A 13205-nucleotide genomic window follows, 5' to 3' on the forward strand; every position below is an offset into this window, starting at 1 on the left:
TCAGCGGTCCGGTGAGCCCGTAGGTGACCTGGGGCGGCGTCGTCGGTTCGACCTCGCGCCAGACCAGGCCGTCCTGGACCAGCGCGCGCAGGGTCTGGGCGAGCATCTTCTCGCTGATGCCCTGGATGCTTTCGCGCAGTTCGTAGAACCGGAGGTTGTTGCTCCGCAGCGAGATCAGCACCCAGATGCCCCACCTGCTGGTCACGTGGTCGACCACATCGCGCGCGGGGCAGTCCGTGTGAAACACGTCATACCGCTCCGCCGCGCCGGCCCGTCTGTGCTGCACGCCTCCCGCCACGTGATGAGCTTACCTGAAGGTATGTCCTTACCAAGAGTTAGCCCCTGCTCCTAGCGTGAAGGCCCCAAGAAGACATCCGACAAGGAGCAGCTCATGATCGTGGTGACCGGCGCTACCGGGAACATCGGCCGACCGTTGACGCAGGCGCTGGCCGAGGCGGGCCAGCACGTGACGGCGGTGTCACGGCGATCGGCGGCGGTGCCGGACGGCGTCCGGCACGTGGCGGCCGACCTGGCCGAGCCGGTCGGCCTCAGGCCCGCGCTGGCCGGGGCGAAGGCGCTGTTCCTGCTCTTGTCCGGCGACCTGCACGCCGCTGGAGCCGACCCTGCCGCCATCATCGGCGAGGCCGCGGGCAGCGGGGTCCGCCGGGTCGTCCTGCTCTCCACGCAGGGCGTGGTGACCAGGCCCTTCGGCCCGACGCGAATGGCGATGCGCGCACTGGAGGACAAGCTGCGGGGGTCGGGCCTGGAATGGGCCGTCCTTCGGCCGGGCGGCTTCGCCTCCAACGCCCTGTGGTGGGCCGAGTCCGTCCGCGAGCAACAGGCCGTCGCCGCGCCCTTCGGTGACGTCGGCGTGCCGATCATCGACCCTGCGGACATCGCCGCGGTCGCGGCGGCCTGCCTGCTGGAGGACCGGCACACAGGCGGCGTGTACGAGCTGACCGGCCCGGAGCTGATCACTCCGCGCCAGCAGGCGGAGGCCATCGCGGCCGCGCTGGGCTCGCCGGTGAGGTTCCACGAGCTCACCCGCGACGAAGCCAAGGCCGCCATGACCCAGAGCATGCCGGCGGAGCTGGCCGACGACACTCTGGACATCCTCGGTTCCCCGAACCCGGCCGAGCTGCGCGTCAGCCCGGACGTCCAGCGGGTCCTGGGCCGCGCCCCACGTCCCTTCGCCGACTGGGCCGCCCGCAATGCAGCCGCCTTCCGCTGAGCCCGGTCGACACCGCCAAAACCGCTCTCGGTGCTCGGCGATCCACTGCTGACGAATGGAGGAACCTCAGCCGAAGCCGAAGCCGAAGCCGAAGCCGACGCTGACATGGCCCCCTGCCGGGCCCCGCCCGGCCCTGCAACCGCACTGTACGGCCGGGCAGCCCGACCCCGTCGGCCCGACGAGCCCAGGAACATCTCCAACTGCTCCGCCCCGTGGGCGAACGAGCCTGGTCCACCAACAGGTCCCGACCGACCAGCAGTCAATCCCCCGGCAGAGCCTCGCCCTGGCCGCTGCCGGGGTCGAGGCCCCGGGCGCCTTCGAGCAGGACGCGGGCACGTCCCGCCGCATCCCGGCCCCGGCAACCCACACGACCCGCCCCGCGTGCCTGGGCGCCGCCACCCCCTCGGCGGCGCCCAGGGCGGCCCGCCGGTCCCGGCCCGGCGCGAACACGCCGCGAGCACGCCACGGGTGAGCCGCGAGTACGAGGGCCGCGTCAGCGCCCTCGCGGTCACAGCCCGGCCTTGATCCGGTTCAGGGGCTACCGCCGATTCCCCTTCGGATCCTCCCGGAGTGCCGCCCCCGCGATGCGGCGCGCCTCATGGGACGCGGACGGTGTCCACCGTCCCGCCGCCGAAGCGGGCTGAGCCGACCGCGTCGCCGAGTTTCGAGACATCGGCCGGACCGTGTCGTCGGTGCCGCTGTTCGCCCCTCCCGCCCCCTCCCCGCTGCCGCTCCGCGACGGCCTCGGCGAGGCCGCCCACGCTGGCAACAGGGGCGCGATCCGGCCTTCTCCACACCTTCGGCGAGGTGCCGCGGCTGGCCGTACGCGGGTCCCCTGCTCGACGCCGTCGCCGCCGTGACTTCGACTCAGCGCCTACGCCGGGCGCGAGAGCGGCCCGCGCCGTACCGCCACGCGAGCTGCCCTGAGCGCTGCCCGAGCGGACCCTCGACGCGGCAGGCGATCACGGGCGACGGGATAAGGGCCCGGCGTCCTGCTCATCGTCGGCCCGCAGTCGCTGACCAAGCCCGTCGCACTCGCGGAGACCGGGCTGAAGCGTCCGGTGCTCAACGTCAAGGCGATACCCGGCAATCCCCCGGAAGAGGTATCGCAACCCACAAGAGTGATCGAACACAGCATCACGGCACCACACACGCGGCCAGACAAGGAGAGAGGCCGATATTCGAAATCAGGTTCTAGATTTCGCCCGCGCGCACCCGTTACGGCGACAGCAGAACCCCCGTTATCCGATCGTCTGTCCGCATCCCACACCGAGGAGTCCCATGCATCCCGTAGGCCGCTCCGCGCTCGTTCATCCTGCGTTCGAAAATCCTGCTGTCTCCTCGGACACCACCACCGTCGTCTTCCGCATGCTCGCCCACGGCCCGTCATACCGGGCCCAGAACCGGCCCACCCCAGGAGGCGCCCGGTGAAGAGGTTCTTCGGACCGGTGAAGATGGCCCAACCCCGCGTCTCCGACGCCGAGCAAGAGCTGTTCGGCGGACCGCTGCGCTACGACCTGGGCTGGGCTCAGCACGAGCACGCGAGCCTGGACCTGACCATGATGTCCGCGCTGCGCTCCATGCCCGCCCTCGTCGGCACCACCCTGCGCATGGCGTGGCAGGCCGACCGGCGCGCCCTGCTCACCGTGGCGGTCAGCGAACTCGGCCAGGGCATCGCCGCCGCCATCGGCCTGCTCGCCATCAACGCCGTCATGCACGCCCTGCTCGCCGGAACCGGCACCGCCGCCCAGAGGCTTCACGCGCTCTTACCCGGACTGCTGGCCGCCGCCGCCATCGCCGTCGTCAACTCCGCACTCTCCGCATGCTCCACCTCCCGCGCGGGACGCCTGGAACCGAAGGTCGAACGGATCGCCACCACCCAATACCTGGCCGCCGCCGCCGACGTGGAGCTGGAGGCCATCGACGATCCCGACTTCCGCCGGCTCGTCGACATCGCCCAGCACGGCCCCAGCTCCGCCCGCCGCATGATCGGCGCCTGCGTCGCCGCCCTGAACGGCCTCATCTCCCTGGTCACCACCGCCGGCGTCCTCGCCGTGCTGCACCCTCTCCTGCTCCCCATGCTGATCCTCATCGCCGCCCCGCGCGGCTGGGGCGCCATGCGCGTCGCCCAGGAGCGGTACGTGTCGGGGATGAGCTGGATCGAGCACGTACGAGCCAGCCGCCTCATCGGCAACCTGCTCACCGAGCGAACCGCCGCCCAGGAGGTCCGCCTGCACGCCGTCGGCGCCTTCCTCCTCAGCCGCTACGAGCGCATGGCCGAGAGCGCCGAAGCCGAGCAGGAGCGCCTCGCCTCCAGCAAGGCGACCACCGAATGGGTGGCCTCCGCGCTGTCCGGCCTGGCGATGGCCGCGACCTACGGGACCATGTTCTGGCTGATCACAGCCGGGCACATGAGTCTCGCCATCGCCGGCACCGCCGTGATCGCGGTACGGACCGGATCGGCGAGCCTGGGCGCGCTGGTGATGAACATCAACCAACTGCACGAGGAGTCCCTCTACGTCCGCGACCACGGCCGGTTCCTGTCCCAGGCAGCGCAGCGCACCCTCCCCACGGGAGGCGAACCGGTGCCGGAGCGGATCAAGGAGGTCGCCCTCGAAGGCGTCACCTACCGCTACCCCGACCGGGACACGGCTGCCTTGGAACAGGTGTCCCTGACCCTGCCGATGGGGTCGGTCACCGCCGTGGTCGGTGAGAACGGTTCCGGCAAGAGCACACTCATGAAGATCCTCTCGGGCATGCTCCTGCCGCAGACCGGCTCCCTGCGCTGGGGCGAGGCGGACATCACCGGCCTCGACCGATCGCAGGTCTTCGAGCGCGTCTCCCTGCTCACCCAGGATTTCCAACGCTGGCCCGTGACCGCCGCGATGAACATCCGTCTCGGCCGCCCCGCCCACGCCGCCGCACCACAGGACCTGCGGCCGTCGGTCGAATACGCCGGCGCAGGCCCGGTCGTCGCCCGACTCCCCGACGGCCTGAACAGTCTGCTGGCCCGCATGTTCCGCGGTGCCGTCGAACTCTCCGGCGGCGAATGGCAGAAAGTGGGTCTGGCCCGCACCCACTGGCGCAGCACGACCTCGCAGGCGGACAGCGTCCTCATCGTCGACGAACCCACCTCGGCCCTCGATCCCGAAGCCGAGATCGAAGCGTTCGACCGCATCCGCCGCCTCGCCGCCCCCCACCGGGCCGTCGTCCTGGTCACCCACCGCATGTCCGGCGTCCGCCACGCCGACCGCATCTACGTCCTCAACGCGGGACACCTCGTCGAACACGGAACACACGACGAACTCATGGCCGTCCAGGGGCGGTACGCCGCGATGTTCGACGCGCAGGCCGCCCAGTACGCCCCCACCGCCGGCATCCCCAACCCCACCTCCCCCACCGTCGCGGATCACGCGTGACCCGCCCGACGGAGAGGCACTCCGTGAGGCCGCCTCCTCCCCCAGAACTCGACGAAGCAGGCACACCGCGGCACCAGCTGACCGACCGGCTCGCCGAGGCCGACCACATCCGGACCCCCGCGGTCGGCCTCGGCGCCCTGACCGCAGGCCGACCCACTGGAAGCCGCCCGCCCGGAGCCCGGCGACCGCGTCCTGGAAATCAGCTCCGGCGCCTGCATGGCCCGAACACCGACATCGAGAAGGGCGTACTTCCACCCATGTTCACCACGCAGGAAGAATGGGACCGCGGCTACGCGGAAGGACGGCGTTACCGGCCGCTCACCGACGCCGAACGCTCGCTGCTCGCCGCACATGTGCCTCCCGGTGCCGACGGATGGGCTCTCGACGTCGGGTGCGGGACCGGCGAACGGCCCGGCGTCCCGGCCTGCCCATCGACCACACCCCCGCGCACTTCACGCCCTTCGCCTACGGCCCACCGCCCTCGGCATCGGTGGATGCATGGCATGACACCCCGCAAGCCCCCGGCCCACCGGGCGGGAACCTGGCGTCGGCGCCATGACCTCGGCTGCCGCGGATGACGGTCCTGGGCAGGGATCAGGCAGTGGGCGCGGTGGTGATCATCCAGTGGGTGAAGGCGGCGTAGCGCTCGGCGGACTCGGCGGCCCCGTCGGCGTGCTCGATGGCGGCGGAATGCTCGCGCACCTGCGCGAACCGGAGTCGGCGGGCGCTCTCGTAGCGGGCGAGGGCGGCGGGTGTGGCGGATCCGCTCGCCAGTTCGGCGCGCAGCACTCCGGCGTCCTCGATGCCCAGGGTGCCGCCCGCCGCGATGTGCGGGGACAGGCCGTGCGCGGCGTCCCCGATCAGCGCGACCCGGTCCGTGGTCCAGCGCGGCAGCTCAGGGACGAGCATGATCTGATTCTCCAGGATGGACTCCTCCGGCGTGGCGGCGATCATCTCCAGAAGCTCGTCGTGCCAGCCGGACTCGGCCACGTTGCGGGCCCGTCGCAGCGCCCGGTCCTTCTTGCTGCCGGCCAGTTCACCGGCGTCGAACTGGCCGACCCACCACATGGTCCGGCCGTGTGCGACTCGTGTGTACCCGCCTCGGGTCCGGGCGGTGCCGATCGTGACGACTGTGCCCTTTGGCCGCTCGTTCCCGGAGGGCAGCACGGCTCGCCAGGCGAAGTTGCCGGCATGCGCGACCGCCGCGCTGCCGGGCACCAGGGCGGCGCGCACGTCGGAGTACACACCGTCCGCCCCGATCAGCAGATCCGCCCGCAGCGGGGCACCGTCGGCGAGGTGCACTTCCACGTGTGTGTCGTGTTCGGTGAAGCCGGTGACGTGTGTTCCCAGGTGGATCCGGTCCCTGCCGAGGGTGTCGGCGAGGAGGTTGTTCAGGTCCGGCCTCGGCACCATCAGGAACTGGTGGACGGCAGCGTCGTAGCCGGCGGCGCGTATCGGGTGTCCGGCGGCGTCGAAGAACCAGGCGTCGACGTTCCTGCCCATGCGCCGGACGTCGTCGCCGACGCCGAGGACGTCCAACTCCCGTAGCCCGTTGGGCCACAGGGCGATGCCGGCCCCGGCGGCCCGCACCTGCGGTGCGTGTTCCAGCACGATGACCTCGTGCCCGATCAACCGCAGCGAAGCCGCGGTGGTGAGCCCCACCAGGCCCGCTCCTACGATCACAGTGCGCATCGTTGCTCCCCTTGCCGGCCGGTGCGGTGGTGAGACCAGCCGACGACGGGAGACACCGACCGTGCGCAGGACCGTCGGACTCGGCGAAGCTCACTCTCTTCACCCAGCCAACTTAACACTAACCGTTAGTCTTTACTACCTGGTCCATTTTCTGATCTGTTAGTGCCACGGCGGTGATGTCCGGCTCGTCAGGTGCGGTCGTGGAGAGTGACGTGGTAGCCGTCGGGGTCGGCGAAGGTGAACGTCCGGCCGAAGGGGCCGTCGATCGGTGCGGAGACGATGGTGTGACCGTCGGCGACCAGGGCGTCGTGGATGGCCTGGACGTCGGTGGCGTGGAGCCAGATCGCGGCACCGATGCCGGGCTGGGCAACGGATGCGAGATCGGTGCCGGGAACCACCTCGCGGAGTGCGAACGCGATCGGCTTCGTCTCGAAGACGACGGCGTGCGGAGGTCCGGCCTGCGAGCGGACGAGGCCGAGGTACTGCTCGTAGAACGCCTGCGCAGCGTCGAGGTCGCGCGCCTGGAGCGAGATGAAGTCGGGGCCGGTGGCGGGCATGGTGATGCTCCTTCTCTTCGTGTCAGATTCCTGACACGGACCAAGGTATGTCAGAATCCTGACATGAGTCAAAACGGTGCCGGTGTCGACCTGGACAAGTCCCTGGGCTACCTGCTGAAAGAGGCTTCGAGCGCCCTGCGCGCAGCCATGGAGGAGGTGCTGCGGCCACTCGGGATGAGCGTGACGCACTACTCCTGCCTCGAACTGCTGGCTCAACGGCCGGGCTTGTCGAACTCCGAGCTCGCGCGTGGCGCGTTCGTGACACGGCAGTCGATGAACGTGCTGCTCCAGACCCTCGAACGAGAGGGCTACGTGACCCGGCCCGCCCAGGCGCCCGTCGGGAAGGTCCTTCCCGCCCGGCTCACGCCTCGCGGCCGACGGAGCCTGGCGAAGGCGACCGTAGCGGTCCGGTCCGTCGAGGTCAGAATGCTGGCCGGCATGACCGGGACCGAGCAGTCGGAAGCGTTCCGGATCCTGCAGAGCATGATTCGTTCGCTGCGCGATGGCCCCGACGGTGCCTAGCTCGTTCCCCGGCGCACGTCCCCCCTCGCACGTCTCCGCGCGCCCGGACAGGTTGATCGGCGAACCGGGCTCTACCCGTCTTCGCGCCGCGGACCATGCCAGTCCAGGATGAGGACAGTGGCGTCGTCCCTGAGCTTTCCCCGACAGGCGTCCAGCACCGCGGTGGTCAGGCTGCGCACGGCTTCCCTGGGATGTGAGGTGCGGGTGTCCCGCACGAGGGATGCCAGGTCGACGGCTCCGGCACCGCGTTCCTGCATGCCGTCGGTGAGCAGAACCAGACGGTCGCCGGGCAGCAGCTGGAGTTCCTGGACACGGTAGGAGGTGGGGGCTGCCACGCCGAAGGGAAGGTTGACTGCGAGCTGGACCTCTTCGGCCTCCGTGGCGCCTCTGCGCAGACGCAGAGGCCGGGGATGGCCTGCGTTGACCAGTTCGCAGGTGCCCGTTGCGAGGCCGATGCACAGCAACTGTCCCGTGGCCAGACCGCGGCTGTGGGTCAGCAGGGCGTCGTGGGCGCGTTGCGCCTGCTGGAGTGCGTCACAGCCGCTGCGGCGGGCGCCGCGCATAGCACCGACCAGGAGCGTGGCCAGCAGCGCGGAGTTGGTGTCGTGGCCCATGGCGTCGGTGATGGACAGGTGCAGTGTGTCGCGATCGAGTGTGTAGTCGTAGGTGTCCCCGCCGATGTCGTCGGCCGGCACCAGCCCTGCCGCGAGGGTGAACTGGGGTGCCTCGCAGCAGGCGGCCGAGGGAAGCAGTTGGTGCTGGATCTCGGCGGCCAGGCTGGTCCGGGTGGTGCGCCGGCCCGCGTGGTAGAGGTCGGTGAAGCGGCGGTCCGTGACGATGATGTAGGCCAGTGCGTGCGCCGCGTCCTCGATCTGCGCGAGCACGGTGTCGTCGGCGTTCTGCATCGTCGCCTCCAGCAGACCGATGCAGTCGCCGCGGTTGGTCACCGGTGAGATCACGCGCCGCCCGCCCTGGCCGTCCGATTCCACGTGCTGGCGCTGGCTGCGCAGGACCGCGTCGTAGACGCTGCCCTCCAGGTCGATCCGCTCGGGAGCGCCCCCCATGTCATCCTCGGCCTGTGTGGTCAGGCGCAGCAGCCGCCGGCCCACGAGGTCGACGAACAGGAACGACACACGCTCGGCCCCGAAGCGCTTGCGCAGGTCGTCTGCGAGCACCTCGACGGACTCTCCGGGGGGTGCCGCCTCGGCGGCGGCCAGCAGCTGCCCCAGTTCCAGATCCCCGCCACTCATGACAACCTCCTGTCGGTTGCCGCTCCTTCTTCCCCGTGTTCGCCCCTCTTCACCTGGTACATCCATCACGGCCCGCTCGCGGTTCTCTCTTCCGGCGGGGTTCCTGCTTCCGGCGGGGTTCCTGCTTTCCGGCCGCCGGGCGGGCGCAGCCGGTGCCCTGTGAACCGGCGCGCCGCGTCATTCCGAAGGAATGCGGAACTCGAATTCAGGACGGTCCCACAGTACGGCGGGCGGATTCGCGAGCGCTGTCCCGATCCGCACCGCACCGACGCGGTGGTAGAAACCCTCGGCGGGAGGATGCGACACGACCTTGACCCGGTCGAGCCCGGCGGCACGGGCCTCGGACCGCATGTGTGCGACGAGCAGTCGCCCGATGCCCCGTCCCTGCGCTTCGTCGGCGACGAACAGCAGGTCGAGCTCCGGTGGAGCGAGGACGAGCGAGTAGAACCCGAGGACCCGGCCCCGGCCTCCATGCTCGTCGGCGTCCACGGCCACGAAGGCGCGATGGGCCTGGATGTAGTCGGGACCGACCCGGTAGCCCGCGACTGCGGCTGCGTACTTGCCCTCGTAGGCGCCTGAGCCACGCACGAGCCGCGTGAGCCGTCTGGCATCCCCCGCGACGGCCCTGCGTATCGTGACCGGCTCACTGATCGGGGAGGTGCGTGCACTCATCGGGAGAGTATTTCGCACCGGGAGGTGCCTTTGTACGGCGGGTCGGCTGCTCGGGCAGGCGTTCCCGCACCGCTGGGCGGCGCGGGGCAGACGTTGATTCGACGCCCAGCGGCGACGGGGTCACCGGTCGGCGTACGGGCCCGTGACGCGCAGCCGGTGCGGGGGCCGGGGCGCGGGGTCGGGCAGGCGCAGGGGTCCGCGGCCCGGGGTGATGCTGCCGAGGAGCGTGGCCCGGCGGGCGCCGGTGGCCGAGGGGAGGGTGCCGGGCAGACCGTTGACGGTGAGGTAGCCGAGGACGGCGAAGGCGAGGGCCTCCTTGGCGTCGGAGGGCAGGCCCAGGGAGTCGCTGTGGCGCAGGCGTACGCCGGGCAGTTCGTCGCCGAGCATGCGCATCAGGACCGGGTTGCGGGTGCCGCCGCCGGAGACGACGAGTTCGGTGACCCGGTGGGCGCGGCACGCGTCGGCCACGGTGACGGCGGTCAGCCGGGTCAGGGTGGCGAGGACGTCGTCGGCGCGGGGGGTGGGCGCCGCCTCCAACGCCCGCTGGAGGTAGGGCAGGTGGAAGTGTTCCTTGCCGGTGGTCTTCGGGGCGGCTCTGCGGTAGTAGGGGTCGTCGAGGAGGACGCGGAGCAGTGCGGGGCTGGTGCGGCCGGCGGCGGCCCGGCGGCCGTCCTCGTCGTAGCCGGCGGCGCCGTCGGTGAAGTGGCGTACGGCCGCGTCCAGCAGGGCGTTGGCCGGGCCGGTGTCGAAGGCGAGGGGTGCGGCGCCGGGGGCGACGACGGTGACGTTGGCGATGCCGCCCAGGTTCAGGGCGGCGGGTGTGCCGGGCAGGGCGCGCAGCAGGAGGGTGTCGGTCATGCCGACCAGGGGTGCGCCCTGGCCGCCGGCCGCCACGTCCCTGCTGCGCAGGTCGGAGACGACCATGACACCTGTGGCCTCGGCGATCCAGGCCGGCTGCCCGAGCTGGAGCGTGCCGCGGACGGTGCCGTCCTCGACCCAGTGGTGCATGGTCTGCCCGTGCGAGACCACGAGGTCGGCGGCGCCGTCGCACAGCTCGCGCAGGGCCCGTACGGCCGCGTCCGCGAAGGCCTGGCCGATGCCGGTGTCCAGGGCACAGACGGCCTGGCTGGTCGTGGCGGCCGGCGGCAGGGTGGCGGCGATCAGGTCCCGCACCCGCTGCGGGTACGGGAGCGAGAGGTGCCCGAGGGGCCGCAGGAGCAGGGTGTCGCCGTCCAGGGCGAGGTCCGCGGCGGCGGCCTCGATGGCGTCGTAGGAGGTGCCCGACATCAGGCCGATCACCCGCACGACGCCTCCCGGCGGGGGTTGCGCCGCGCGGACGGGGAGGCGGGCGGGGGCGGTGTCGGGTGGGGGTGCGGCATGGCTTCTCCTCGTGGGTGGTGGGCCGGGGGGTGTGCTGTCATCACTCCCGGCCGGCGGCTGGCGTGAGGCGGCCGGTGCCGGCGTCCGGCTCGTCGTCGTCCGCGGTGCCGCGCGGGAGGTCGGGAGCGCGGTGGAACAGGCTCAGCACCCCGCCGACGGCCAGTGTGATCACCACGCCGAGCGGCACCAGCCACTGGGCGGCGATGGACGTCGGCACGGTGGTCCCGGCCGTGGTGACGTCGATCTTCACCTCGCGCACGACGTACGTCATCACGCCGACCGTCACCAGGAACGCCACGATCGAGTCCGTCTCGCCCGCGCGCCTGACCAGCCGTCCGAGCAGGAAGGCGCCGAGCAGGGCACCGTAGGTGTAGCCCGCGATGGTCAGGCCGGTGAGGTACACGTTGCCGGTGCTGGTGCTGAAGGCGCAGGCGAAGACGGCCATGAGCACCGCCCAGACGAGCGTCATCACCCGTGCGAGCTTGAGCAGGGTCTCCTCGGAGGGCGTACCGCGGAAGAAGCTGTGGATGATGTCGGCGACCGTCGAGTTCGACATGGAGTTCAGGGCGGAGGACAGCGAGCCCATCGCGGCACCGAGGATGCCGGCCACCATCAGGCCGGAGATCACCACGGGCAGGCCGTGCAGGATGAAGTCCGGGTAGAGGTTGTCGGAACTGGCCAGGCCCAGGTCCGTGAAGCTCCTGCCCTGGTCGTACGACCACAGCAGCGCGCCGACCAGGGAGAAGGCGGCGAACTGGAGGGTGACGAAGACACCCGAGGCGATCATGGCCTTCTGACCGTCGCGCAGGGTGCGGGTGGCCAGGATGCGCTGGACGATGAGCTGGTCGGAGCCGTGGCTGGCCATGGCGAAGATGGCGCCGCCGATGATGGCGGTGGGCAGGGCGAAGGGACTGGTGAGGATGTGTGCCAGGCCGAAGTCCGTGTCGAACAGCCGGAACCGGCCCGCGTGCAGGGCGTCCGCGAAGCCGGCGCCGCCGACGTGGGAGGACAGCACCGCCAGGGCGAGGACCGCGCCGCCCAGGTAGAGGGTCATCTGGATGGCGTCGGTCCAGATGACGGCCTTGATGCCGCCGAGGTAGGTGTAGACGACGGTGATGACGGTCAGCACGACGATGATGGTGCGGTAGCTCGCGTGCACGCCGAACTCGTCGAGCAGCAGCTTGATCGGGATGGCGGAGGCGAACAGCCGCACGCCCTCGGCGAGGAGCCGGGTGAAGACGAAGGTGACCGAGGCCAGCCCCTGCAGCTTCAGTCCGAACCTGCTTCCCAGGTACTGGTAGGCGCTGACGAAGCCGCCGCGCTTGTAGAGGGGGATCAGGACGGTGGCCACGACGACGCGGCCCACGACGTAGCCCAGCGCGAGTTCCACGTTGCCGAAGCCCTGGCCGCTGTAGGCGCCGCCGGGGACGCTGATCACGGTGAGCACGCTCGTCTCGGTGGCCACGACCGAGAAGGAGACGGTCCACCACGGCATGTGGCCCTCGCCGACGAAGTAGTCCTTCGACGTTCTCTGCCGGCCGGCCAGCCGCAGTCCGATCACCGCGATGGCGACCAGGTAGACGACGACCACCACGAGGTCGAGTTGGCGCACGCTCACTCCTTGGCAGGGGCCGGTGGGGTCACCGCCGGCCGGGTGGGGGCGGTGGGCGGGAGCGTCGTCCGCCGTACGCGGGCGACATGGGGTTCGTGCGGTGCGGCGGCGTCCAGCGCCAGCAGGCGGGCGCCGTCCAGCGGGTCCCCGAGCGGGGGCCGCAGGTGCAGCGGACGGGGGGCGGCGGCGAGGGCCGACCGCAGCGGGCCGAGGAGCGGTTCGCCCAGCCCCGTGAGCCCGCCGGTGACGGCGACGGTGAGCGGGAGGGCGCGGCGGGCGTCGGGGCCGCCGGTCGCACCGGTCGCGCCGGTCGCGTCTGCCGGGTGGGCGGCACGGGGCGTTGCGTCGCCGGCCGGGCGGGCCTCGGCGTCGATGCGGTGGGCGGCGGTGAGGACCGCCTCGCCGAGGGCCGTGGCGGCGGCCCGGACGATCGCGCGGGCGGCGGGGTCCCCCGCGGCGGCCGTGCGCGCGACGTCCGGGGCGAAGGAGGCGGCGGTGCGCGCCGGGTTGCCCTCGCGCCCGAGGGCCCCGGGCAGCCGGTCGGGGTCGCCGAAGCGTTCGACGGCGGCGGCCAGCAGCGTGGTGTCCGGGCCCCGCCCGTCGTGGGCACGCAGCGCCGCCCGCAGCCCGGCGGCGCCGATCCAGGCGCCGCTGCCCTCGTCGCCGAGCCAGGGGCCCCAGCCGTCGACGCGGGCGTACGACCCGTCGTCCCCGATGCCGATGGCGACGGAGCCGGTGCCGATCGCGAGGACCACTCCCGGGTGCCCGCCGAGAGCGCCGGCGTGCGCGGTGACGGCGTCGCTGGTGACGGCCACCTCGTCGGCGGGAAGGTCCGCCAGGAGGAGTTCGGCCAGGGCGCGGGCCGCCGCC

At 71.8% G+C, this 13205-nt stretch carries 10 protein-coding genes and 1 pseudogene; 3 read left to right on the forward strand and 8 right to left on the reverse strand.

Annotation, left to right across the window (positions count from 1 at the left end; translation table 11 throughout):
• Nucleotides 1–10 precede the first annotated feature (10 nt).
• Nucleotides 11–298: pseudogene (locus tag ACFC02_RS18720) on the reverse strand (winged helix-turn-helix transcriptional regulator); the annotation flags it as partial.
• Between the two features lie 93 nt (nucleotides 299–391).
• Between ACFC02_RS18720 and ACFC02_RS18725 the strand changes: the two are divergent.
• Nucleotides 392–1231 (forward strand): NAD(P)H-binding protein, encoded by an 840-nt coding sequence (locus ACFC02_RS18725; RefSeq protein ID WP_376357973.1) that lies wholly within the window; start codon nucleotides 392–394, stop codon nucleotides 1229–1231.
• Nucleotides 1232–2658: 1427 nt separating this feature from the next.
• Nucleotides 2659–4650, forward strand: a complete 1992-nt coding sequence (locus tag ACFC02_RS18730; RefSeq protein ID WP_376357976.1) for an ATP-binding cassette domain-containing protein — start codon at nucleotides 2659–2661, stop codon at nucleotides 4648–4650.
• Nucleotides 4651–5244: 594 nt separating this feature from the next.
• Here the strand turns inward: ACFC02_RS18730 and ACFC02_RS18735 are convergent.
• Nucleotides 5245–6342, reverse strand: coding sequence for an FAD-dependent monooxygenase (locus ACFC02_RS18735; RefSeq protein WP_376357979.1), 1098 nt, complete (start codon nucleotides 6340–6342; stop codon nucleotides 5245–5247).
• Between the two features lie 188 nt (nucleotides 6343–6530).
• Nucleotides 6531–6899 (reverse strand): VOC family protein, encoded by a 369-nt coding sequence (locus ACFC02_RS18740; RefSeq protein WP_376357982.1) that lies wholly within the window; start codon nucleotides 6897–6899, stop codon nucleotides 6531–6533.
• A 63-nt stretch (nucleotides 6900–6962) separates the two neighbouring features.
• On the opposite strand from ACFC02_RS18740, the gene ACFC02_RS18745 reads away from it, so the two are divergent.
• The gene (locus tag ACFC02_RS18745; protein ID WP_376357985.1) at nucleotides 6963–7421 is read left to right on the forward strand and encodes a MarR family winged helix-turn-helix transcriptional regulator; all 459 of its coding nucleotides are present in this window, start codon (nucleotides 6963–6965) and stop codon (nucleotides 7419–7421) included.
• A 71-nt stretch (nucleotides 7422–7492) separates the two neighbouring features.
• Here ACFC02_RS18745 and ACFC02_RS18750 read toward each other — a convergent pair whose 3' ends face one another.
• The 5 genes from ACFC02_RS18750 to ACFC02_RS18770 all read right to left on the reverse strand — a co-directional run.
• A complete protein-coding gene (locus ACFC02_RS18750) occupies nucleotides 7493–8671 on the reverse strand; it encodes a PP2C family protein-serine/threonine phosphatase (RefSeq protein ID WP_376357988.1) in 1179 nt (392 codons plus the stop codon).
• 177 nt (nucleotides 8672–8848) lie between these two features.
• Nucleotides 8849–9343: a GNAT family N-acetyltransferase gene (locus tag ACFC02_RS18755; RefSeq protein ID WP_376357991.1), complete on the reverse strand. Its 495-nt coding sequence runs from the start codon at nucleotides 9341–9343 to the stop codon at nucleotides 8849–8851.
• A 120-nt stretch (nucleotides 9344–9463) separates the two neighbouring features.
• Nucleotides 9464–10648, reverse strand: a complete 1185-nt coding sequence (locus ACFC02_RS18760; protein ID WP_376357994.1) for an anhydro-N-acetylmuramic acid kinase — start codon at nucleotides 10646–10648, stop codon at nucleotides 9464–9466.
• A 115-nt stretch (nucleotides 10649–10763) separates the two neighbouring features.
• Nucleotides 10764–12335, reverse strand: coding sequence for a sodium:solute symporter (locus tag ACFC02_RS18765; RefSeq protein ID WP_376357997.1), 1572 nt, complete (start codon nucleotides 12333–12335; stop codon nucleotides 10764–10766).
• 2 nt (nucleotides 12336–12337) lie between these two features.
• Nucleotides 12338–13205 (reverse strand): BadF/BadG/BcrA/BcrD ATPase family protein (locus ACFC02_RS18770; RefSeq protein WP_376358000.1); only part of this gene is annotated, 868 nt, incomplete at its 5' end.

Source organism: Streptomyces sp. NPDC056160, from assembly GCF_042268205.1.
In the GTDB taxonomy this organism is placed as follows: Bacteria; Actinomycetota; Actinomycetes; order Streptomycetales; family Streptomycetaceae; genus Streptomyces.